This is a genomic window from Dokdonia sinensis (assembly GCF_003688895.1).
In the GTDB taxonomy this organism is placed as follows: domain Bacteria; phylum Bacteroidota; class Bacteroidia; order Flavobacteriales; family Flavobacteriaceae; genus Dokdonia; species Dokdonia sinensis.
The window spans coordinates 115,357-139,370 of the sequence record NZ_REFV01000009.1; the positions used below are offsets into that span (position 1 = coordinate 115,357).

Here is a 24,014-nt window from a genome sequence, read left to right on the forward strand (position 1 = left end):
ACGCAAATATTTTATAAACTAAACTTAATAAACTGCAACATGAAAAAACTTACATTTTATTTTACTGCTTTGTTATGGTGTGCTTTAATTGGCGTACTGAGCGCTCAGGACACAATGCGTGCCCCAGCTACGACGATGTGCCCTGCTGATATCGTACAGGCGGTTCCTGCAGGTGCTTGCGAGGCGACAGTAACTTACAGCTCAACACTCAATGCAAATGAAACTTATGAATTTACAGGAGCGATAGAAACATTTACAGTTCCTGTAGGAGTAACCTCTATTAACATTTCAGTCTCTGGAGCTCAAGGTGGGGCTAGTGCAGGAGCTTCTGGGGGGCTAGGAGCAGTCGCTAGTGGAGACTTTACGGTAACTCCTGGGCAAGAAATACAACTCTTAGTGGGAGAAAAAGGAACAGATGATTCTGGTGGCGCCGGTGGTGGTGGTGGTGGTTCATTTGCGATTTTAGGAAATGATGTTGCCACAGGAACTTTGCTCATTGCCGCAGGCGGTGGAGGTGGAAGAGGTGCAGCCTTTTTTGGGTCTCAAGCTCCTGGAGGGCCTGGAGGGACTGGTCAAGCTACTGAGAATGGAGGAGGCGCTATAGGTGGTGCTTGTAATGCTTGTTCTGGAACAGCAGGAAATATGGGTAATGGAGGTACAGCTGCTTCTGGCTTTGGAGGAAGCGCAGGAGGCGCAGGTGCAGGTTTCCTAACAGATGGAGCTAACGCTAATGGTCCTGGTGCTTTGACCTCTGGAGGCCAGGCCATTGTAAGTGGCGGAGCTGGCGGTACTGCTATCGGTATCCCTGGAGGTTTCGGTGGTGGAGGTGCTGGAGGTGCGACATCTGCCGGTGGTGGCGGTGGTGGCGGTGGCTACAGCGGTGGTGCAAGTGGCGGTCAAGGCGGTGTTGTAGGAAGCGGCGGCGGTGGCGGTGGTTCCTTAAATACTGGAACAAATGCCGTGGTTACAGGGGGTACCAATTCTGGAAATGGTGTTATTACCATCTCATATACTATAGACGCAACTCTTACAGCTGGACTCGCTAGTGGAAGTGCATATCCAATAGGAACAACAGAAAATACGCTGTCTTTTATTGATGGTGGTGGGAACACCGTTTCCTGCAACTTCAATGTAATGATAGAGGATAATGAGGATCCTGTGCTTATGGTTCCAGCAGACATTGCTCAGGATACTGACGCGGGTGTATGTGGTGCTGTTGTAAACTATACTATTACTACTTCAGATAATTGTGATTTTGCCCCAGAAACGGTAGCAGGTTTCTCTTTATTAGGAACCTTTAATGAGAAAACGTATTTCTTATCAGATGTAGCAATGGGACCTGGGGCTATTTATAGTGATGCAGCCACAAATGGATATGAACTTGTTTCTATTACTAGCGCTGCAGAGAATGCTTTTGTTCGCTTAGAAGCAAATGCTGCAGGGGCAACGGGAGATTTAACCATAGGATTTAACGATCTTGATGTAGAAGGAACCTTTGTATGGCAAAATGGAGATCCGGTAACGTATACGAACTGGAATAGCGGAGAGCCAAATAATCAAGGCGACGAAGATTATGTAACCATGCAACCCTCAGGTCGCTGGGCAGATTTTCCTAACATCGGGGGAAATAGATATATTATCCAGTTTGACGGAAGCTTAGAGCAGACTGCTGGTCTGGCATCTGGCGAAGTATTTCCTGTGGGAACGACCACAAATACGTATGTACTAACGGATGCCTTTGGGAACTCGGTGACAGAATCATTTGATGTTGTGGTTACGGACAATGAAAACCCCGACGCTCAATGCGTAGCAGATTTTACCGTGCAACTCGACGCAAATGGTCAAGCAACCATCACCGCGGCAGATATTGATAACGGATCTACCGATGCCTGTGGGATTGCAAGTACAAGCGTAGATGTCACAGACTTTGATTGCTCAAATGTGGGTGCAAATGTAGTTACACTTACCGTTACAGATAACAACGGAAACACTAGTACGTGCACGACTACAGTAACAGTCGAAGATACGACGGGAGTCGTAGTAGTATCTGGTCCAGTAGATATTTTTACGGGTACAGGACCTAATGATGATGCTTGTTCAACTGTTGTTAATTATGACCCCGTGACTATAGATAGCTTTGTGCTTGATAATAATTGTGGAGATAGTACAACCTTTGCTGTGTCTCAAACAGGTGGTCTAGGAAGTGGGTCTGTTTTTCCTGTAGGTACGACTACAGAAACGTACACTATTGTAGATAATAATGGTAACGAGACAGAGTATTCATTTGAAATCACCATATCAGATACTACAAATCCTGTAATCGATTGTCCCGAAGATATCATCGTTTCGGAGGATGAAAACGACCTGTATGTCATTTTGGATTACACCACGGGCGCTAGTGATAATTGTTCTACAGGAGATGACCTCACAATCACACAAACTCCAGTTGCAGGCACATCTGTAGGTGTTGGAGTGACAACCGTAACTGTCGAGGCTACTGATCTTGTTGGAAATACAACGACTTGCTCATTTGATATTACAGTAGACAGTACACTCGGGATAGATGAAGACGAATCGACTTTAGGCGATATTGAAATCTATCCTAATCCTACTTCAAATACTATAAATGTCGAAATTGGGTCTCAAGGAGTCGAAAAAATAGTGCTTTTTGATATAAAGGGGAGAAAGTTGAAAGAGTTTGAGATTGCAAACTCAGGACAATTTACCACACAGATAGATCTAGGTGACTTTGCAGAAGGGGTGTATTTACTTCAGTTCATTAAAAACAAGGAACAAGTCACAAAAAGAATCATAAAGAGAAATTAGTAAAATAAGGAGATTGTTTAAAAGGGGGTCACGAGAGTGGCTCCTTTTTTTTTAAGAAAAATGAATTAAAGGGTTTACGCTTTCGCGAAAGCATAATTAAGGAAATGAACAAGGCATAAAACCGATAACTTGTGTTTGTCTTTCGGTTTCTAGGGGCTAAGTAAGAATCTAAATGTTTTAAAAAGAAAGTGACACTTGCTTCGTGTAGAACAAACTTATCCAAAAAGGTGTCGCACGACATCGTGCACCTTTGCTACTTTAATAATGTTGATGTGATATTTCTGATCAGGAATCTTACAATATTTTGAGATCACAATACTGCCAAAACCTAGTTTCTCTGCCTCAAGGATACGTTGCTCTACACGATTTACGGGGCGAACTTCTCCTGCAAGGCCTATCTCTGCCGCAAAGCACATGGATTTATCTACAGAAATATCAACGTTTGAAGACAAAACTGCGGCGACCACAGCTAGGTCTATAGCAGGATCATCTACAGAGATTCCTCCAGTGACATTGAGGAAGACGTCTTTTGCCCCAAGTTTAAAACCTGCGCGCTTCTCAAGAACGGCAAGGAGCATATTGAGTCGTTTTGCATTGTATCCTGTCGAGCTACGCTGTGGCGTTCCGTAAACTGCGGTACTCACAAGTGCCTGGAGCTCAATCATAAGCGGTCGCATCCCTTCCATTGTGGTGGCGATGGCAGTACCGCTCAAGTCTTCGTCGTTTTTTGAGATGAGGATTTCGCTCGGGTTTGATACTTCGCGCAAGCCACTACCTTGCATCTCGTATATTCCGAGTTCGCTGGTGCTCCCAAAACGGTTTTTGTGCGCACGTAGAATGCGGTACACGTGATTGCGGTCGCCTTCAAATTGCAGTACGGTATCCACCATATGCTCGAGAATTTTAGGCCCAGCAATATTCCCATCTTTCGTAATATGACCTATAAGGATGACGGGTGTTGACGTCTCCTTAGCAAAACGGATGAGCTCTGAGGTAGTTTCCCGGATTTGAGAAATACTTCCCGCAGTGCTTTCTATATGGTCAGAATGCAAGGTCTGTATAGAGTCTATGATGACAATGTCGGGTTGCATCTCCTCAATGTGCCTAAAGATGTTTTGTGTTTTGGTCTCCGTAAGTATATAACATTGATCACTTTCTGGGTTGATGCGCTCTGCCCGCATCTTTATTTGTTGCTGGCTTTCTTCTCCAGATACATATAGCGTTTTGTAGGGAAGTGCAAGTGAAATTTGAAGTAGCAAGGTGCTTTTTCCTATTCCTGGTTCTCCGCCCAGAAGCGTAAGTGACCCAGGAACTAGCCCTCCACCTAGCACACGATTTAGTTCACCGTTTTTTGTGTTCATTCGCGCCTCGGAGGCGGTGGAGATATCGGCAATTTTAAGGGGCTTGCTGGTTCTTGTGAGTCCAGAGACCTTCGAGGACTCGCTTTTCCAGTCTTTCTTATCGGCTTTTTGAACGACTTCCTCTACAATGGTGTTCCATTGTTTACAGGCGTGGCATTGTCCTGCCCACTTAGCGTGTTGTGTGCCACAGTTTTGACAGAAGAAGGTAGTTTTAATTTTAGCCATTTCATCTAGTTTATGAGCAATGTGTGTAGGGAAACACGGTAATGGTTTTAAAACCAAAAAATTATAAAAACGTTATATCTGTTGCTTCTTTATTATGCCCGAGAAGTAAAAGTATTCAATTGGGGGATTGGATACAAGAGAAAGAGGACTTGCGTACGAACTCCTCTTTTTTGATTTGTGATTTTTACGCTTTCGCGAAAGCGGACATCAAAATAATTACACATAACTTACACGAGTAATGCTAATGATAATAGTACAGTCACTTCAAGTATTTTTTTTTGAAATGAATTATATTTAACGCAGATGAAAATTAGGTTGCTATTTTTTCTTGTGTTTTTATATTGTTGTCCCGCAATTGCACAGCAATATCTTTTTAAGCAATACACAAAAGAGGAAGGTCTTTCTAATAATGAGGTCTACGATCTTATTCAAGCAAGAGATGGAATTATCTGGGCGGCAACCTATGGAGGCGTCAGTGCCTTTGACGGCTCCTCGTTTAAAAACTACACAACAGAGGATGGACTCGCCTCAGATTTTGCTTTTTCTGTTTTTGAGGACTCTAAGGGGCGCATCTGGGTAGGCACGCTGAGTAAAGGGATCAGTATCATTAAAGATGGAAAGGTTACATCTCCTAGTGACATCGATTATTTTAATTATGGAACGGTTACGGAGTTCTTTGAGCACGATGATGGAAGCATTTACATTTTTGCAAATCGGGGTGTCATCAAATATCAAGATGGGATGTTCATCCCGATTATCGAAGCAACCGAAATTATTCAGGACGGAATCTACGTTCAAGATGTAGTTCTTCTCAACGATCACACCTTTGCAATGGCTTCTACCCGTAGGGGTGTTATATTATTTAATACCCTTACGTGTGAGTTGGATTATATAAATGAAGATAGTCACAAGATTAATAATCTTTGTTTTAGCGTGCATCTAGACGATGACGGTGCTTTATGGATAGGGAGCTATGGAGCATTGTATAAACTAAAAGATGATAAGAAAGAAACTTATGTGCCAGATTGGAATGACTTCAACAGCAATAAAATCTGGCGAATTCTAGAAGATAATGGTCGCTTGTACCTAGCAACAGAGGGTAATGGTTTACTCCTTTTTGACAAAAAAACAGAACAGTTTAAAATCTTAGATGACCAGAGAGGTTTTCCTAATAAATATGCCTATTCTCTTATTAAGGATAGAGAGGATAATTTCTGGTTTGCCACGTATCGCGGTGGGCTGGTAAAGTTTAGGGATACATCTTTTACTTTTTATGATGCAAGTCAGGGACTTCCAGAGGGAGCTGTAAAAAGCGTCGTAAGCTGGAATGAAGACTGGGCTGTAAGCACCGAAAATGGAGTCGCAATTTTTGAAGAAGGTCGGGTCGTAGATACTTTAATGAAAGGTATCTCTACAGGTATGCTTAATGTTTCTAATTCAAAAGAATTGCTGGTTTCAGGAAATGACACTTACGCATTCCAAGATCGTTATTCAAAAGAGTTTGTAGTAGAGGGAGCACATAGTTATGTAATTAAAAATGATGCGAAACTTGTTATCTCTAGTTCATCGCAAATCCATTTTATGACAGACGGTAGCAGTGTAACGATTCCCGCCCGAAAAGCTGCAGCCATTGTACCTATAGGAGACCGCTATCTAAGCGCATCACAATTTGGTATGTTCCAGTTGCATAACAATGTAGAAGACAGTATTCCTGGGTTGCATCAAAAATACCACGAGGCCTTTTATACGTTAGATATACTAAATGCAAATACCGCAGTAACTGCAAATAATAAAAATTTGTATTTCATCACGCTAGAAAACAGCAACTTTAAAAATAGAATCTTTCCGCTAGATGCGCTAAATATTCGAGATGATGTAACCGCTTTACGTGTAGCCGGAGACGACCTATGGTTGGCTTCAAAAAAGGGCCTCAGTAAACTTGCGGTGAGTCCCTTGCTTCAAAAAGACAGCATAGTGATGCAGCATTACACAAATACCTTTGGATTTCCTACCCAAGCCATATTGGAAAATCAAATAGCTGTCAGTAAAGACGGTACAGTAGCTTTTGCCACAAAAGAAGGTGTCGGATTTTTTTCTGAAGATAATTTTGTGAGCAATACACAACCGCCACAACTTAAATTAAAGAACATACTTCTTTTTGCCGAAAAACTAGATGAAGCAACCTTCTTAAAAGGTGATAAGCTGGTACTACCTTACACAAAAAACTACCTCACTTTTAACATGCAAGCCGTCACGTTTACCTCGCCAGAGACCGTGAACTACAGCTATAGGTTGCGAGGCTTACGAGATAGTGATACTTGGTCCAGTCCTTCCCAAAAAAAGGATATCGTTTTTTCCTACCTTCCTCCAGGGGATTATGTCTTTGAGTTTACAGCAGATAATGGTAATGGCGTCTGGCAACCAGACGCATTTACATATCCGTTTACAATTTCGGTTCCATTCTGGCGTACCATTTGGTTTTGGTCTATTTTAGGATTTACAGCAGTGGCACTGGGGTTTATTTTGCTTTCGCGAAAGAATCTCCTCGCAAGAAAACGTCAAGAACGAGTCACTCAGGACATCATAAACGCTCAAGAAGAAGAACGGTCTCGTGTTGCTAGAGAACTGCACGATAGCGTAGGTCAAAAGCTAATGATGCTCACGCGTAAGGTGAAGTATCTCAAAAACCCAGAAGCCGAAGCTCTTGCGGGAAGCACTCTCAGTGAACTCAGGTCTATTTCTAGGGGCTTACACCCAGCTGTTCTGGAACGATTAGGATTCACAGCTGCCTTAGAAGCATTGCTTGAAGAGGTAGATGAACAAACAGATACCTTCATATCCTCAGAGATTGAAAACATAGATGCTTATGTCTCACAAAATGCTGGATTGCATATGTATCGTGTTTTTCAGGAACTACTATCTAATATGATAAAACACGCTCAGGCTCCTGCAGCTAGAGTTGAGGTTTCAAAAGAAGGACAGACCCTTCGGCTCTATTTAAAAGATAACGGTAAAGGATTTAACTATCATGAAAAACTAAAAACCACAAAGAGTCTCGGGATGAAGTCCATTTTAGAACGTTGTAAGATTATTAACGCAAGATTGGAGGTGAATTCTCAAATAGGGCAAGGGACTACATATATTCTAATCGTCCCTATATAGTCTACGTATCCTACGTAATATCTGTTATAAGTACGTAGGTTACGAAGGAAAAAAGTAACTTATATTCGTAACACAGGAAGTATATAGTAATGTTCAACAAATCTCAAATATCAATTGTAGTGGCAGACGACCATCCCATTATGCGCAAGGGCTTGAGTCAAGAATTACAAGAGGCCGGCTATGATCTCGTTGCGATAGCAGAGAATGGAGCTCTTGCCCTAGAGGCAATTGTAAACCATAAACCCACTATTGCTTTACTCGATATTGAAATGCCGTTGCTTACAGGATTTGAAGTGATAAAGCGAAGCCGCAAAGAGAGTCCAGTCACAAAGTTCATTGCAATGACTTATCACAAGGAAAAGGGCTTTGTTGTTCAAGCAAAAAATCTAAAAGTAGACGGATATATGCTCAAAGAAGACGGGATTGATGAGATTGAGAGATGCATAGAAGCCGTACTTAACAACAAAACTTATTATAGTAAGTCCTTTGATGCAGGATTTGAAAAAATTGTACAGGATGAACTTAAGAAAATCACCTTACTGACACCTTCAGAACGGACTATCATACGCCTCGTGGCACAGCAAAAAACTTCAACAGAAATAGGGGAACTACTCTTAATTTCTCCTAGAACAGTACAAAAGCATCGCACTAATATTATTGCAAAACTAGACCTTGCATCAGGAACAGATGCGTTATCTCAATGGGTGCTAGAGCATAAGGAGCTGGTGAATACGCTTTAAATGCGTTTCGTTTTATATACGTACCCTACGCAGTATCTGCGCGCACTACGTATTTTCAAATTTTAATATTGAGATTATATTGCAACTATCTTAACGGGGGTCTCAGAATAAGAATGATAAAGCCACTTAAACTTTATCAAATTATCTAATTATGAAAATACAATTACAAATCCTTTTCTTTTGCTTGTTAGGTAATTTAGTAGTGGCTCAAAACACCACGGACTTAGGTGTGATAAATACAAGTCCTCCATTTACAAATGCTACAGGCGATAACACCAGCTCAGGTAATAATTATCCAGAACGAGATGGCAATGATGTCTATTATTCTTTCACCACAGATCGAGGATTATCTCTTAATATCTCTTTTATATCCCCGACGAGTTTAAATCAAAGTAATACAAGTTTTATTTTATTAGATGCTAATGGTGACGAGGTACCTAAGGTTGGAGCATTTGGTCGCAGTAATTTTAATAATCTTCCGACAGGTAATTACACATTAATTGTGGACGCTGATGCAGGAAATACAGGGTCATTTTCTTTTGTTTTTAGGCCTCTCGGAGCAGATTTTACTGCCGCTCCCACTATGGGTAACGCGTTACCTCTTGTTGTATTCTTTATAGATGAATCTACATTTCCAGATACCTGGTCTTGGAATTTTGGAGATGGGACAACATCAATACTTCAGGATCCAATACATGCTTACACTACAACTGGAGCTTTTGATGTGAGGTTAACAGTTTCTGACACTATCTTTGGTACCACAAATACGCGGGTTGTTTCTGAGCTCGTTAAGATATCCATACCGACCGCAAATTTTACAGGCAACGGAACTGCAATTCCCGTTGCAGGATGTAATCCGCTCAATGTTAATTATGAAGATACCTCTGTAGAGAATGGCGCACCCATTGTGAGCTGGGATTGGGATTTTGGAGATGGAAACACATCCTCTCTTCAGAATCCAAATCATCAATATAATACGGGAGGTATGTATGAAGTAAGCTTAACGGTAACTGACGATTTTGGAAATACAAGTACAGAAGTAAAGTCTAATTTTGTACAAGTAATGGGGCCTAGTGCAAATTTCAGTACTACTGATACTACTGCAGGATGCTTGCCACTAACAATCAATTTTCAAGATGACTCTACATCTATGAGTCCTATTACCCAATGGTTTTGGGATTTTGGAGATGGTAATACTTCATCACAACAGAATCCGATGCATATGTACAGCACATCTGGAATCTATGATGTTAGCTTCCAAGTTACAGACGTTAACGGTTGTTCAAACACCATTATTGAGACTGCTTTTATCGATACTCTAGACAATGAGTCCCCAGTTGCAAATTGCGTTACGCCTTTCACCTTAAATCTAGATTCGAATGGCCAGGCCAGTATCACAGTAGCAGATATTGATAATAGCTCTACAGATAATTGCTCAATTGATATGATGACCATTGATATGATGAATTTTGATTGCAGTAATTTAGGAACCAATACTGTTACTTTAACAGTCACAGATACTGCTGGTAATGTAGGTACGTGCAGTACTACAGTAACTATTCAAGATAATGTGGCTCCTACAGCAAGTTGCGTCACACCTTTCACCGTACAGCTAGATGCCTTGGGAATGGCGAGCATCACCATGGACGATGTGAATAATGGAAGCACAGACGCCTGTGGCATCGCCTCGACCAGTATTGATGTAACAGAGTTCACTTGTGCAGATGTGGGAACTCCCGTAACGGTTACGCTAACAGTCACCGACAATAATATGAATACAGCTACTTGTACCACTACAGTAACTGTACTAGACAATGAACTCCCAGTTGCAACTTGTGTCTCGCCTTTCATCCTGAATTTAGATGCAAACGGTCAAGTCAGTATTTCGGTTACTGATATAGATAATGGATCTACAGACAACTGTGGCATTGATACTATGATGGTTGATGTGATGGATTTTGATTGTACGAATCTGGGAGATAATACAGTGACCTTAACCGTAATAGACGTTGCTGGGAACGTGGCTACTTGTTCAACGGTAGTAACCGTTCAGGATATAGAGGGCGTAACTGTTTCTAGCGGTCCCGTAGATATTTTTACGGGAACTGGTGCTGGAGATTCTGATTGTGGGGCTATTGTAAATTATGGTCCTATTACTATCGAAAGCTTTGTGATTTCGGATAATTGCGGGGACGCCTCTAGCACGACTGTATCGTTTACAAATGGTTTAGGATCTGGAGCATTTTTCCCAGTAGGCACGTCTGTAGAAGAATATACACTTATAGACTCAAATGGAAATGAAACCCAGTATACATTTGACATCATAATAACAGATACTGCAGCACCAGTCATAAATTGTCCCGGAGAGATAATCGTATCTGAGGATGAGAACGGTGAGTATGTCATAGCAGATTACAGCAACACGGTAATAGATAATTGTTCTTCAGGGAGTGATTTAGTAGTCATTCAAGACCCCGTTGCTGGCACAGTAGTGGGAATAGGAGCTACCATGATCTCTCTTATGGCGACAGACAATGCAGGGAATATGAGTAACTGTAACTTTAATTTAATTGTAGATAGCACTTTGGGAGTGGGAGAAGAAAGCTTTCGCGAAAGCATAATCACCCTCTATCCAAACCCAGTCGAAAATGTGTTGCACATTAAAACCGAAGCTTTGACAATGGATGAAGTTACGATCTATGATTTGAGAGGGCGTGTTATAAGTCATCAATCTAGTTTAGAAAGTAACTTGATAGATATAGACGTAACTAATATAAAAACAGGGGTTTATCTTGTGAGAATCACATCTGGCAACTCCATAAAGGTAAAGCGTTTTGTAAGACAATAATCATTGTTCAATTGGGGGATTGAATTTTGTAGAAAGAGAGTCATAGCTTTTGCTAGACTCTTTTTTGTGTGAAGAAGTTTATGATTTTTACGCTTTCGCGAAAGCGGACTAAGTACCCCTACGTATTTTGTTACTTCTACTACGTATTTCAACAGGTTTCTGTTCTTGTTATCTTGCTCAAAATAAATTAAGTTCAATTGGGGGATTGAATTATTGAAAAGAGGGAGCCTAAAGAACTCCCTCTTTTTAGTTTCAAATGTGATATTACCGTGCAATTGCATTACATTGCAAATTGTACAATCTTAAAAAGTGAAAAAAGGACTTTTACATTTCTTGCTGTACTTTCTTCTCCCCGCGGTGCTGAGTGCCCAGTCTGATGTGGTACACCAGTCTATTTTTTCTAAAAAGGACGGGCTCGCAATAGACAACATAAGTGCACTTGCATTTGATACAGATGGCTTCTTATGGCTGGGAGGTGAAAAGGTCGATGTACGCAATATTACATCACCCAATAAGGGAATGGTTATACAGCGTTTTAATGGCCAGATGTTTCATAATATACCGTTACCAAATGACGGACCTAGAATAACAGAAGTTAAGCATATTTTAAAAAGGGGAGATGGGCTTTTTTATGTTTCTGTAATTACGGAGATGGGAGATAACCTTTTCCTTTTTGACCCCTACACAGCGACATTTACACGTCTTAAGATTGCATCTCAGTCTAAAGAAGGCATAAGCTTATCTAAAATAGTTTTTTACGATGGGCGTGATTATTTGCTAGTGCAGGAAGTGGGAACTTTATACTTAAAAGTTGTCAAAGAGGATAACAGTCTTGAGACGGTATTTAGCTATGCTGGATTAGATGAAATATTTGCCTTTGACGGTTCTACCGAACTTATTCTAACAAAGAATTACATTGCTATAGGAGACGATAACTTTCCCATAATGTTTTTTGACTGGGAAGGAAATCTGCTCAGACGACTCTCTGCAGACTCGTTTAATAGAGAACGAGACATCCTAGTTTCAAAATTTTATATGGAATTCTATTTTAAAGAAAGAGATACGGTTTTTACATTTATTAAAAACAGAAAGCAACTGCACTATTTTGATTTTGAGAAGCTGGATGTCGTTCCTTTAACAGACTCTCGATTCTCTTTAAACCCGAAAGGCAGAGAGTTATATAGAGACAAGCAGGGTAAGATACTCATCATTGCAAATGAGAGCGATTCTTATAAGTGTTATACAAAAGAGAAAAATGGTTTTAATGTAAGGGCTCAAATAAGCGGGCTTGACCAAGAATCTAGCGTAAAGATGATTGCAGACGATGTCTCTGAAGGTGTCTGGCTGGGGCTTTCTAACAAGGAACTGCGATATATTCAATTCCCATCAGATAAGATAAAATCCTATTTATCGGGAAGCGCTTTAAGAACCATAAAACAGATAGATAGTGTAAATTATCTTGTCGCTACAGATACAGATGGCTGGTTTAAAATGAATAGTCAGACCGAAGAATTTGAGCCCTATTATCTCAAAGAGAATGGTGCTCCTTACAAGCCAGTATATAATTGTAACATCTTCGAAGATGAGAGTAATTACTGGAGTAGCTCGTGGAGTAGCATCCTCAAGATAGATAAACGCACGCGAGAGACTCAGGCATTCCGTCACTTTCCTGTAAATGTAATGGCAATGCCCAACGATAGCAGTATCGTTTACGGTACAAAGGGCTATAACTTAATGCATTTTGACACGCGTACCTATGAGCATAAAGCGCTCCTTAAGACAGATACTTTAGAGATTTATGGGGTTTCTTTTAAGCCAGATTCGGAGACGGCAGTATTAGGAACCACTAGAGGGATTATTACTTTTAATCTGGCTACCCAAGAAACTAAAGTCTTAGGCCCAGATAAACTGGAAGATGCTTTCATCATTATGGGAATGTATGATGAGGAGCACGGTTTTCTCTTTGGCACAAGGGAAGGTCACCTATTGCAGTTTAACCCAGAAACTATGCAGACTAATATTGTTTATAAAGATGAACTTAATTCGCCCATTGCCACAGTGCTTTTTGACGATAATGGATTGTGGTGGATTAACACGTTTAATGGGATGGTTGCCTTTAATCCAGAAACGAAGGAAACAACACGATATGCTACAAAAGATGGACTGAGCAACAAGGAGGCAAATAGGCATAGCGCGCTAAAAACAGATAGCGGATTTTTCCTGGGAACTATAGATGGGTTGAACTTTTTTAACCCAGAGACTTTAAAAAGAGAAGAGGTTGCTTGTGATCTTGTGCCATTGCGTATGCGATTCTTTGATGCTCAAAAAAAGGACTATGTTGAAGTGGTAGATAGGTCCGCTTTCGCGAAAGCAAAAAAAATAAACCTCCCCGCAGAAAACAGGGTGTTTGACTTTGACTTTGGACTCACAAATGTAGTTGTGGGAAGAAATGAAAGTTATAGATATAGACTTAATGAAAGTGACTGGATTACCTTAGGACAGTCTCCACAATTGCGGTTCCCATCACTCTCTACTGGGAATCATAATCTCGAGATAGAGGCCATAGATTTCTCTGGAAATAAAATAGGCGCTCCGCTTTTCGTCGAGATAGAGGCTCAGGAGTTTTTTTATAAAACGTGGTGGTTTTATTTGTTACTTACTATAAGCAGTATTTCATTTTTAGTGTGGCTCTTGTATCAGTACAAAGAGCGTTCTGAAATGCAGGAAAAATTTGCTCGAGGACTTCTAGCTTCTCAAGAACAGGAGCGTAATCGCATTGCAAAAGAGTTGCACGACAGTATAGGACAACAGTTGACACTCATAAAGCAAAACGCCCAAAACCAAAATCAAACAGAAATCGCGGGTCTTACAAACCAGACTTTAAATGAAGTACGTTCCATCTCAAGAGGACTATACCCAGCGTTACTTAGTCAGCTAGGATTGAGTGAGAGCATAGAGCAATTACTGCTCGAGGTAGATGAGCAAACATCGCTATTTGTCTCTGCAGACATTGATGAAGTAGATTTGTATTTTAATAGTGAAAGCGCACTTATCTTTTATCGTTTTATTCAGGAAAGTATAACAAATGTGATAAAACACTCTAATGCAAAGACACTTTCTGTAGTTGTAGCTAAGGAAGGGTTAAATATTGTGACCACCATTCAGGATAATGGGGATGGGTTTGATACGGAGGATAAGCTCAAACGTAATTCGCTAGGAATGAAAACCCTCGAAGAGCGCATTAAAATTCTGAGAGGTACTTTAAAAATTGATAGTAGAAAAGGTCAAGGAACAACCATATTTTCAGAAATACCCGTAACCAAATGACAACAAATCTAAAAATTTTAATTGCAGATGATCATCCTATGTTGCTCAAGGGACTTGTAGAGGCTTTTAGGGATGCAGGATACTCAGATTTACTCGAGGCTACAAATGGAGCACAGGCTCTTGAAAAAATAGTAGAGACCAAGCCCGCAATTGCAATTTTGGATATAGAAATGCCTTTACTTACTGGATTTGAGGTTATATCAAAATGTAAAACATTAGGGTTGCAAGAGACCAAGTTTGTTATCATTACCTCTTTTAAAGAAAAAAGTTTTGTAGCAAAGGCAAAGAAGCTCAATATATCTGGATATTTATTAAAGGACGAGCCATTCTCCGAAATTCACAAATGCGTCCAGACCATCGCCAGCGGTAAGAACTATTTTAGTAAAACGTTTGACCAGATCTTTAGCGCTGAGGTTGCTCCAAACATTGAAAAGATTAAATTCCTATCTCCATCTGAGCGTACGATAATACGACTTATAGCCCAAGGAAATTCTTCTCGTGAGATAGGGGATCTACTTACTATATCTTTTAGGACAGTACAAAAACACAGAGCAAATATCATTGCAAAACTAGACTTGGATTCTGCTTCTGATTCGTTATCTATTTGGACAAAGGAGCACAAGGAGCTTATTCTTTCTCTTTGATTCTCTAAATCTTTTCTTCCATTTTAAAACTACGTAGCCCTACGTAGTTTTTGTAGCGCACTACGTATGCAAAAGCGTTAACAACTGTCCTACATTTGTTAACCAAATCATAATTTTTTGTTTATGGCAAGTAAAATCACCCTACAGCGCTCTCTTTTCTGCCTCTTATCCCTAATTACATTTTTACTAAGTGCACAAAATCCTACTGCCGTTTGTCAAGACATAACTGTCCAGTTAGATGGTACAGGAGTCGTTATGATTACTGGAGCAGACGTAGACGGAGGCTCTACTGACGATATGGGTATTGTTATGATGACAGTATCCCCTGACGCCTTTTCTTGCGGAGATATAGGAATGCAATCTGTGACACTTACAGTAGAAGATGCAGATGGGAATATGGACAGTTGTACGGCCATAGTTACAGTAGAGGATACTATGCCACCTACTGCGGTCTGTCAAGATATAACAGTACAACTAGATGCAACAGGCAACGTCTCTATAACACCAGATATGTTAGATGGAGGTTCCTCAGATAATTGTGTGGCTCTTAGTTTTGGGGCCAGCCAGACAGACTTCGATTGTACTGACATCGGAACAAATAACGTAACTCTAACCGTTACAGATATTGCTGGACAGAGTGCAACTTGTATCGCTGTGGTTACTGTTCAGGATATGATGGCGCCTACAGCAATGTGTCAAAATATCGTTTTACCCATAGACGTTGGAGGAAATGCCGTTTTGGATCCATCACTTTTAGATGGAGGATCGACAGATAACTGCGCAGGGCCATTAACTTTTTCAGCATCCCAGACGATGTTTACTTGTGGAGACACGGGACCTCAAATGGTCACTCTTACAGTCACAGATGCTTCTGGAAATTCGGACACTTGTGTGGCAACAGTAACTATACAAGATACTGCTCCCCCGGTAATTATGTGTCAGAATTTGACACGCACCCTTGACGCTTCGGGAAATCTTACGATTGATCCAGTTGATTTTGATAATGGAACAACGGACAATTGTGGTAATGTCACTTTTACGGCTTCTCAAACGATGTTTTCTTGCGATGACGTCCTCAATCCGCCTACAAATGATTTGCTTATTTCCGGTGTGGTTTATGGTTCATTAATTGAATTTGTTGATGATGATAACGACCCCGGAACTCCAGATATAGAAGTGGTATCATTTTACAGAGCTGTTGAGGTATTTGCACTTAGAGACATTGTAAACTTATCCCAATATGGAATAGGAGTAGCAAATGATGGACAAGGAAGCGATGGCCAAGAATTTATATTCCCTGCAATCCCAATTCCTGCAGGTATGCATCTTACAATTTCAGATGAATCAACTGTAGATTTAAACACAAATTATTTTCAATTTTTTGATAATACTCCAGATTTCGAATTTTCAGGTCTAGATATAGATGGTAATGATGCTATAGAGTTATACTTTAATAACAATGTAATCGACACTTTTGGTGAGTTGACCTACTCTTCACCTACTGAAATGGATCCTTTATTATGGGATTATGAATTAGGTTGGGCATATCGCATAGGTGATACTGGTCCTGACGGAAATACTTTTATTGGAGATAGTTGGTTTTACAGCACTCCAGGTGCGCTTAATGGTGAGGATACAAATGCCACGGCCCTCGCTCCGTTTCCATTAGATGTTTATAATTTTATACAGGCGGGAAGTGCAACTCCCGTAGAAGTGACTGTTACAGCCACAGATGATGCAGGAAACTCATCTACGTGTACTGCAACTGTAACCGTAGAAGATACAACACCGCCTATTGCATTATCCCAAGATCTTGTGGTACAACTAAGTGACAACGGTGAGTATTTTGTCGATGTAGATGTACTGGATACTGGTTCTAGTGATACCTGCGGGATTGCTTCGCGCGTTGCAGAACCTAGTGCCTTCTTTTGTGATGAAGTTGGAGATAATATAGTAACCTTAACCGTTACAGATGTCTTTGATAATGTTTCTACCTCTACCTCTACAATCACAGTGCAAGATGTAACTCCTCCAGTAATGGTTTGTGAGGATATTACTGTACAATTGGACGCTTCAGGAACTATTACAATAACTCCAGATCAAATAGGAAGCGGTAGTTCAGATATTTGTGGCTTTGATGAGATGGATCTTAATGCCCGCACGATAGACGTAGACACTTTTGATTGTTCTAATGTAGGTATGACAAATATCGTGACCTATACTGCTATAGATGTAAACGGGAATTCGAACACCTGTACGGCTATGGTTACTGTAGAGGATAACATATCACCAGAAGCGATTTGCCAAGATATCACCATACAACTTGACGCATCCGGAAACGCTACGCTCACAGCTATCGAAATTGATGGCGGAAGTACTGACGCCTGTGGCATTGCTTCAAGAGCCGTCGATATTACCACGTTTACCTGTGCAAACATAGGAGAGAATAATGTTGAGTTGACTATTACCGACGTAAACGGGAATTCCAGCACTTGTACTGCGGTGGTTACTGTTGAAGATACTGTTAACCCTACCGCTATTGCGATGGATATTACTGTAGGAATTGGAACTTCTGGATCTGTAACAGTGTCAGGGAATCAACTTAATAATGGAAGTTCTGATAATTGTGCGATAGCCTCATTTAGTGTGAGTCCTAATACTTTTACTTGTGCCGACGTTGGAGCTCCTGTGCCAGTCACGTTGACAGTTACAGATACTTCAGGCAACTCAAGTACTACAACAGCAAATATAACTTTAGTAGATAATGTGCCGCCTTCTGCAGTATGTCAAAATGTAACTCTTGAACTTGATAGCACAGGAAATATCATATTAGATGTGGACGACATAGACAATGGAAGTGCAGCCGCTTGCGGAGGAATTACCAGAAGCATTGATGTAAGTTCATTTGATTGCACCAATATAGGTGCAAATAATGTGACACTTACGGTAACAAATTATAATAATGTAAGTACTCAATGCACCGCAGTAGTCACGGTCCAAGATAATAGCGCTCCTGTAGTAATATGTCAGGACTTAAATGTATTGCTTGATTCTAGTGGAAATGCCACAATTACTGCGGGAGATGTAGACAATGGTAGTACAGATAACTGCGGTATAGCGACGGTTGCAATAGATACGACAACATTTGACTGTTCAAATGTAGGAGCAAATAATGTCACACTTACAGTAACTGATGTAAATGGAAATAGCGCCAGTTGTATAGCCGTAGTTACGGTGGCAGATAATATATCACCTGTAGCTGTATGTCAAAACATCACCGTACAACTAGACGTCAATGGCTCTGTGACTATTGATGCAATGCAAGTAGACGGCGGGAGTAGCGATTTCTGTGGGGTAACGTCTCGTAGCCTAGATGTTTCAACATTTGATTGTTCAGATATTGGTGCAAATACAGTAATACTCACTGTGACAGATGCTTCTGGAAATATGGCAACCTGCCAAGCCATTGTGACCGTAGTAGATAATCAAGCACCTACCGCAGTTTGTAAAAATATAACCGTACAACTGGATGCTTCTGGAAGTGCATTCATCGCTCCAGAAGATATAGACGACGGAAGTACTGATGCTTGTGGGGTTGCAAACCTCGAAATAAGCAATAATTTGTTCACCTGTAACGATGTGGGATCAAACAATGTGATTCTCACCGTTACAGATACAAATGGAAATAGTAGCACTTGCTCAGCAATTGTAACGGTAGAGGACACTGTAGCGCCTACCGTAATTTGTCAAGATATTACCATTAACCTTGATGCTGGTGGAAGCGCCTTTATAACCGTAAATGATATAGATGGGGGAAGCTCTGATTCCTGCGGTGTCTCTACCACAAGTATTGATACGACTACATTTGACTGTGATAATATCGGTGTAAATTCAGTAGAACTTACGGTTACAGATATTAATGGTAATACGGCCACCTGTATTGCAACAGTTACGGTTATAGATGATCTAGATCCTACCATAGATTGCCCTACTGTTCTTTCAGTAGGATTGGAAGGTGCGTCCATGTACACGGTTCAAAATTTCTTGACTTCGGGACAGATTGGGGTTTCCGATAATTGTGGGGCTGATGTGGTTTTTGTCTCACAAATCCCTACAGTAGGAACAGTACTGACCGAAGGTATTTATGATGGTACGCTCACAATAGAAGATGCTAGTGGTAATCAGGAGTCTTGCTTTTTTGATTATAACGTGACTTCTGATATTTTGACAACAGATGACGCAATTGCGCCAACTTCGGTGCTCATCTATCCTGTACCAGCGACTTCGGTGCTCACGGTAGAGAACAAAGGTAATCTGCCTTTAGAGACGATGACGTTTTATGATATGCTGGGGCGCAAGGTGAAAACGGTCTCGCTACAAAATATGGGAAGTGCCTTGCAGGTGGATGTTTCCGCTTTCGCGAAAGCGAACTACCTCATAATCATCGCAGGTCCCGAGGGCATTACAACGAGACAATTTATTAAAGAATAAATCTATCCTATGAAAAAATATAGTGTAATACTTATAGTCTTATGTTGCTTCGGGATGTGCCACGCCCAGCAAATCGTACGGTCGAGCGTAGGCTCTAGTGGCGGGACGGGTAAGATAGAGTCTGGAGAACATACATTTATGGTGCAACAGAGTATAGGACAATCCAGCGTGATAGGAACTACGGTAAATGGTGCTGTAACATTGCGACAGGGCTTTATCCAGGCACCCATAAAAGTGATGAGTATTGTCTCTGAGGACACAACGCTTGATGCTACGGTGTTTCCTAATCCTGTGGAAAGCGTGCTTACCATACAATTTAACGAAGTGATTTCTGGCGAAGTGCAAACCATTCTGTACGATATGCTGGGACGTATCGTATACGATCGTATGCAAGAGGGAAATCAATCTATAGGTATTGATATGAGCGATCTCTCGACTGCTCAATATGTGCTCCTAGTTACTTCTGGGAATAAACAATTTAAAGCTAATCTGATTAAACGTTGATATGAAAAAATTACTACTACTGTGCTGCCTTTGTGCAGGAATTTCGGCTACTGGACAGCAGATTTTTGTTGAGTTAGGTCGTGTGAACTCATCTTTTGATTTTACAAATTCGCAGGGAGAAATGCTAGAAAACCTACAGTCGGTATCAAATACCTACGTGGGTGTAGGCTATAAGCATCGCTTCTTTACGGATGATCTTCACATAGGTTTGGGCCTTAATTATAACAGTTATGGCGCAACGGGAAGTGATGATACTGTAAATAATTTCTTCGAGTGGGAAGTAGATTATATAGGGGTCAACCTGAATTTTGATTATGACTTTCTGGAGTATAAGGGTTTTAAAGCCTTCGCGAAAGCAGGAGTATCTCTAGAGTTCCTAGCATCTGGAACACAGCGCATCAATAACCAGACGATTAACTTGGTCAAGGAAGAGGAATTTGACAACAATGCTTTTTTTCTAAGAGCTGGAGGAGGGGTTTCTTATCCAATATTTGATGGAGGGAGACTGTATGCGCAATACCTCTGGGGACAGAGTTTACCACTAGAAGATGATAGTCCAGAGAGTGGGGAGGAGCTTGTGATAAACACAAATATGTTCGGTATAGGACTGATTGTAGACCTTTTCAAAAAGAAAGAAACGGTTCAAACTGAGCAGGAAGAAACAAATACAACAGACTAAAAATAAATCAAGATGAAGCAACTATTACAATTCGCATTTTTATTGATTATAGGAGTGGCTACCGCTCAGACGGACGGGTTGAGCTATCAAGCTTTAATTATAGACCCAAACCCTCAGGAACTTCCTGGGGCAGATGCTACGGGTAATATTTTACCTAATGCACCAGTCGCGGTAAGATTTACGCTCATAGATGAGAATGGAAGTACAGAATATCAAGAGGTACAACAAACAACGACAGATGAGTTTGGGATGATAAATCTCATCATAGGTCAAGGGCAACCGCAAAGCGGAAATCTATTTACAGAAATCCAATGGCGCGGAAAGCCTAAAGACCTTCAAGTGGAAATTAACCTAGATGGAAGCTATAACGAATTGAGCCGTCAAGGATTAGCTTTTTTGCCTTATTCTTTACATCGTGACATATTAGCCACAGGAGATGTGCAAATAGGAGGTTTGGTAGACTTTAGACGTAATCTCGTGGTAGACGGAACTACAGACTTAAATGGAAATGTGTCTGTAAACAACAATAGCGCAACAATTCTTACAGGAACGTTACAGGTCGATATGCGTACAGAACTCAACGACAAGCTTACGGTTTTGAACAGTAGCAATACAGAACTTACAGGCAAGCTCAATGTAGATGGTGATACGCGATTTGCAAGCATATTAAATGTAGAGGGAGCCGTGACTATGCGTGATGAACTAAGCGTAGATAAGGCGACACAGCTTAATAGCACGTTAGAAGTGTTTAGTAATACAACTTTAAGAAGTGATCTTACCGTCACAGATCAGTCTCCTACCTTGCTTACGGGAACCCTTACGGTAGATGGTGTAACAAACCTTAACGATACTGTAAATATCAATAACGGGAGTCCGCTCAACGTTTCTGGTGATCTAAATGTGGATGGGATTACAACATTTGACAATGACTTAATTGTAAATGGTACGACAAATCTTAATAATAGTCTTAATGTAAATAACGGAGCTACTACAACCCTCTCTGGAATTCTATTAGTAAAAGAGGATACGTCCTTACAAAGCAGTTTGCTCGTTCAGGGACAAACAAATCTTGAGGATGCACTCAATGTAAATAATCAAAGTCCGACATTACTTTCAGGAAGTCTTACGGTAGATGGGGATACGAATCTCAATAGCAGTCTTTCTGTAAATAACGCAAGCCCAACCTTGCTGTCTGGTGATCTAGATGTAGACGGAAATGTCAATCTTAATAATAACCTCACGGTTAATGGAGTTACAAATTTGAATGATGGCCTTTTTGTAAATAATGCAAGTCCTACCAATTTGAGTGGAGCACTCACAGTGGCAGGAGCTACTGATTTAAATAACACGCTCATTGTAGATGGAGAAACAACGCTCAATAGTAATATGACGGTTGCAAATGCAAGCGCGACAAATCTTACAGGAGCATTAAATGTAGATCTCGCAACGACACTAAATAATACACTCGACGTGACAAATGGAGCTGCGACTACCTTATCCGGAACGTTAGACGTAGACCAGGCTACAACGCTCAACAATACACTAGAGGTTACAAATGCAAGCGCAACTAGTCTTTCCGGAACACTTACCGTGGACGGACAGTCTACCTTAAATAACAATGTGCTCGTTGCAAATGCGAGCCCTACGTTAATGACTGGAACCTTGGGAGTAGATGGTCAAACCACTTTAAATAATGGATTAACCGTAGCAAATGCAAGTCCCGTAAATCTTACGGGAACGTTAGATGTGGCTGGAGTAACAAACCTGAATGATGCCGTGGATATTTCGGGCCTAACCACTATAGATGATGATCTCGTAGTAACGGGAAGTGCAACGCTAGGAAGTCTCACAACAGAAAATATAAATATAACGAGTGACAATGCTGGATTCATTGCCACCTTCGAAAACTTGAATAACAGTTCTGGAGATGGTATCGTTATCAAACTTGGAAAAACGCACGGTGCTTGGGATGGTTCAGACTATCTGAGCTTACCCAACCCGGTTGCTTCAGATCTGGGGTCTGCGTTAAACGTTGTAAAAGGAAAGTTTGCAAATCCTGGACCTTTAACACCTTCTGAAATTATTGCTCTCGCTCCTAATGCTTTAAAATTGGGCGCTATTTCAAATATTAACAATCTAGTATTTGATGCTTTTAATAGTAATTTACCTAGTGTACCTATCCCATCTATTGATTTTCCAGATATTCCATTGCTTACCGGGCGTACTATCTTTCCTGGTGTAACCATTCCATTTGTCAATGTTACAATACCAGCGTGGCAGTTTCCTACACTTAAAATAGATAGTTTTAATTTATTGAACCCTATCCCCGATCTCATTCCTAATCTTCCTATCAATCTTCCTACAACGGGTTTAAGAGATGTGCAATTTCCAAATATCCCAACAGGGGACACAGCAAACGGTGACAGCTTAGATAAAGGAAATGTTTTTATTGCATTTCAGGATAAAGAGGATCGTCAGTTGGGAGCAATTAGAGCACAATCACTTAAAGACTTTAAAGACGCTACAATTTGTAATCCAATCTACTTGCAAGAAGTTATTGCCAGTTTTGTAGGTGTAGATTTACTGGATGGTATTGTTTCTGGGGTAGTACAAATGTCTTCACTCATAGATGAGTATAATAGTTTTGGAGTTGAGTATGCTTCTGGAAATGGAGATTATGCAGAGTGGCTTGAAAGAGCAAACCATGAAGAATACCTCTCTGCTGGAGATATCGTAGCTGTAAAGGGAGGAAAGATTACAAAGGATATTAAAGGTTTAGAACAAATTATGGTTGTTTCACATAGACCTATCGTTTTAGGTAATGTTCCAGATGAATCTAGAACACACTTGGGTAACAATGTTGCTTTTATGGGACAAGTACCGGTTAAAATAATGGGGCCTGTGCGTAGTGGAGATTACGTTGTTGCAGGGGCAAATATAAAAGGATACGGGAAAGCTATTTCCCCTAAGGATATGACACCAGAAGACTTTGTTAAAGCAGTAGGCCGCTCTTGGGAGCAGAATGAAAATGATGGGCCAAAACTTGTAAACACGGTAGTAGGAGTACACAATGGTGATTGGGTGAAGGTTTTACAAAAACTCGAGAAAAAGCAACGAGCATTTCAAGAGAAATATAACAGTCTAGAAGCTCAAGTAGAGCGCTTAGACAAAATTGCTAGCGACATCTCAAATGGTATTAATGACTAA

11 protein-coding genes are annotated in these 24,014 nt (G+C 40.7%); 10 read left to right on the forward strand and 1 reads right to left on the reverse strand.

Translation table 11 applies throughout. The features are described 5' to 3' along the window. Positions 1-39: 39 nt before the first annotated feature. Positions 40-2,826, forward strand: coding sequence for an HYR domain-containing protein (locus EAX61_RS16695; protein ID WP_161555220.1), 2,787 nt, complete (start codon positions 40-42; stop codon positions 2,824-2,826). A gap of 215 nt (positions 2,827-3,041) precedes the next feature. On the opposite strand, the gene radA is transcribed toward EAX61_RS16695, so the two are convergent. Beyond that, on the reverse strand, positions 3,042-4,412 hold the full coding sequence (radA, locus tag EAX61_RS10500) for a DNA repair protein RadA (protein WP_121917643.1): 1,371 nt from the start codon (positions 4,410-4,412) through the stop codon (positions 3,042-3,044). Between the two features lie 303 nt (positions 4,413-4,715). On the opposite strand from radA, the gene EAX61_RS10505 reads away from it, so the two are divergent. The 9 genes from EAX61_RS10505 to EAX61_RS10545 all read left to right on the forward strand — a co-directional run bounded on the left by EAX61_RS10505 (position 4,716) and on the right by EAX61_RS10545 (position 24,014). Beyond that, positions 4,716-7,574, forward strand: coding sequence for a sensor histidine kinase (locus tag EAX61_RS10505; protein WP_121917644.1), 2,859 nt, complete (start codon positions 4,716-4,718; stop codon positions 7,572-7,574). A gap of 89 nt (positions 7,575-7,663) precedes the next feature. Continuing rightward, positions 7,664-8,314 carry a response regulator transcription factor gene (locus tag EAX61_RS10510; protein WP_121917645.1) on the forward strand — a complete coding sequence of 217 codons (651 nt, stop codon included), beginning with the start codon at positions 7,664-7,666 and terminating at the stop codon, positions 8,312-8,314. Between the two features lie 151 nt (positions 8,315-8,465). Next, positions 8,466-11,162, forward strand: coding sequence for a PKD domain-containing protein (locus EAX61_RS10515; RefSeq protein ID WP_121917646.1), 2,697 nt, complete (start codon positions 8,466-8,468; stop codon positions 11,160-11,162). A gap of 309 nt (positions 11,163-11,471) precedes the next feature. Next, positions 11,472-14,489, forward strand: a complete 3,018-nt coding sequence (locus EAX61_RS10520) for a sensor histidine kinase (protein ID WP_121917647.1) — start codon at positions 11,472-11,474, stop codon at positions 14,487-14,489. Then, positions 14,486-15,133: a response regulator gene (locus tag EAX61_RS10525; protein ID WP_121917648.1), complete on the forward strand. Its 648-nt coding sequence runs from the start codon at positions 14,486-14,488 to the stop codon at positions 15,131-15,133. The genes EAX61_RS10520 and EAX61_RS10525 overlap by 4 nt, the downstream gene beginning before the upstream one ends. 123 nt (positions 15,134-15,256) lie before the next feature. Then, entirely contained in the window at positions 15,257-19,624 is a 4,368-nt protein-coding gene (locus EAX61_RS10530; RefSeq protein WP_121917649.1) for a T9SS type A sorting domain-containing protein, read from the forward strand. Between the two features lie 9 nt (positions 19,625-19,633). Next, on the forward strand, positions 19,634-20,128 hold the full coding sequence (locus EAX61_RS10535) for a T9SS type A sorting domain-containing protein (RefSeq protein WP_121917650.1): 495 nt from the start codon (positions 19,634-19,636) through the stop codon (positions 20,126-20,128). Between the two features lies 1 nt (position 20,129). After that, the gene (locus EAX61_RS10540) at positions 20,130-20,807 is read left to right on the forward strand and encodes a porin family protein (RefSeq protein WP_121917651.1); all 678 of its coding nucleotides are present in this window, start codon (positions 20,130-20,132) and stop codon (positions 20,805-20,807) included. Positions 20,808-20,819: 12 nt separating this feature from the next. Further along, positions 20,820-24,014 (forward strand): autotransporter outer membrane beta-barrel domain-containing protein, encoded by a 3,195-nt coding sequence (locus EAX61_RS10545; RefSeq protein ID WP_121917652.1) that lies wholly within the window; start codon positions 20,820-20,822, stop codon positions 24,012-24,014.

Bases quoted from the DNA above. Each gene is read 5' to 3' on its own strand.
- EAX61_RS16695 (WP_161555220.1), top strand. From the start codon at position 40: ATGAAAAAACTTACATTTTATTTTACTGCTTTGTTATGGTGTGCTTTA.
- radA (WP_121917643.1), bottom strand. From the start codon at position 4,412: ATGGCTAAAATTAAAACTACCTTCTTCTGTCAAAACTGTGGCACACAA.
- EAX61_RS10505 (WP_121917644.1), top strand. From the start codon at position 4,716: ATGAAAATTAGGTTGCTATTTTTTCTTGTGTTTTTATATTGTTGTCCC.
- EAX61_RS10510 (WP_121917645.1), top strand. From the start codon at position 7,664: ATGTTCAACAAATCTCAAATATCAATTGTAGTGGCAGACGACCATCCC.
- EAX61_RS10515 (WP_121917646.1), top strand. From the start codon at position 8,466: ATGAAAATACAATTACAAATCCTTTTCTTTTGCTTGTTAGGTAATTTA.
- EAX61_RS10525 (WP_121917648.1), top strand. From the start codon at position 14,486: ATGACAACAAATCTAAAAATTTTAATTGCAGATGATCATCCTATGTTG.
- EAX61_RS10530 (WP_121917649.1), top strand. From the start codon at position 15,257: ATGGCAAGTAAAATCACCCTACAGCGCTCTCTTTTCTGCCTCTTATCC.
- EAX61_RS10535 (WP_121917650.1), top strand. From the start codon at position 19,634: ATGAAAAAATATAGTGTAATACTTATAGTCTTATGTTGCTTCGGGATG.
- EAX61_RS10540 (WP_121917651.1), top strand. From the start codon at position 20,130: ATGAAAAAATTACTACTACTGTGCTGCCTTTGTGCAGGAATTTCGGCT.
- EAX61_RS10545 (WP_121917652.1), top strand. From the start codon at position 20,820: ATGAAGCAACTATTACAATTCGCATTTTTATTGATTATAGGAGTGGCT.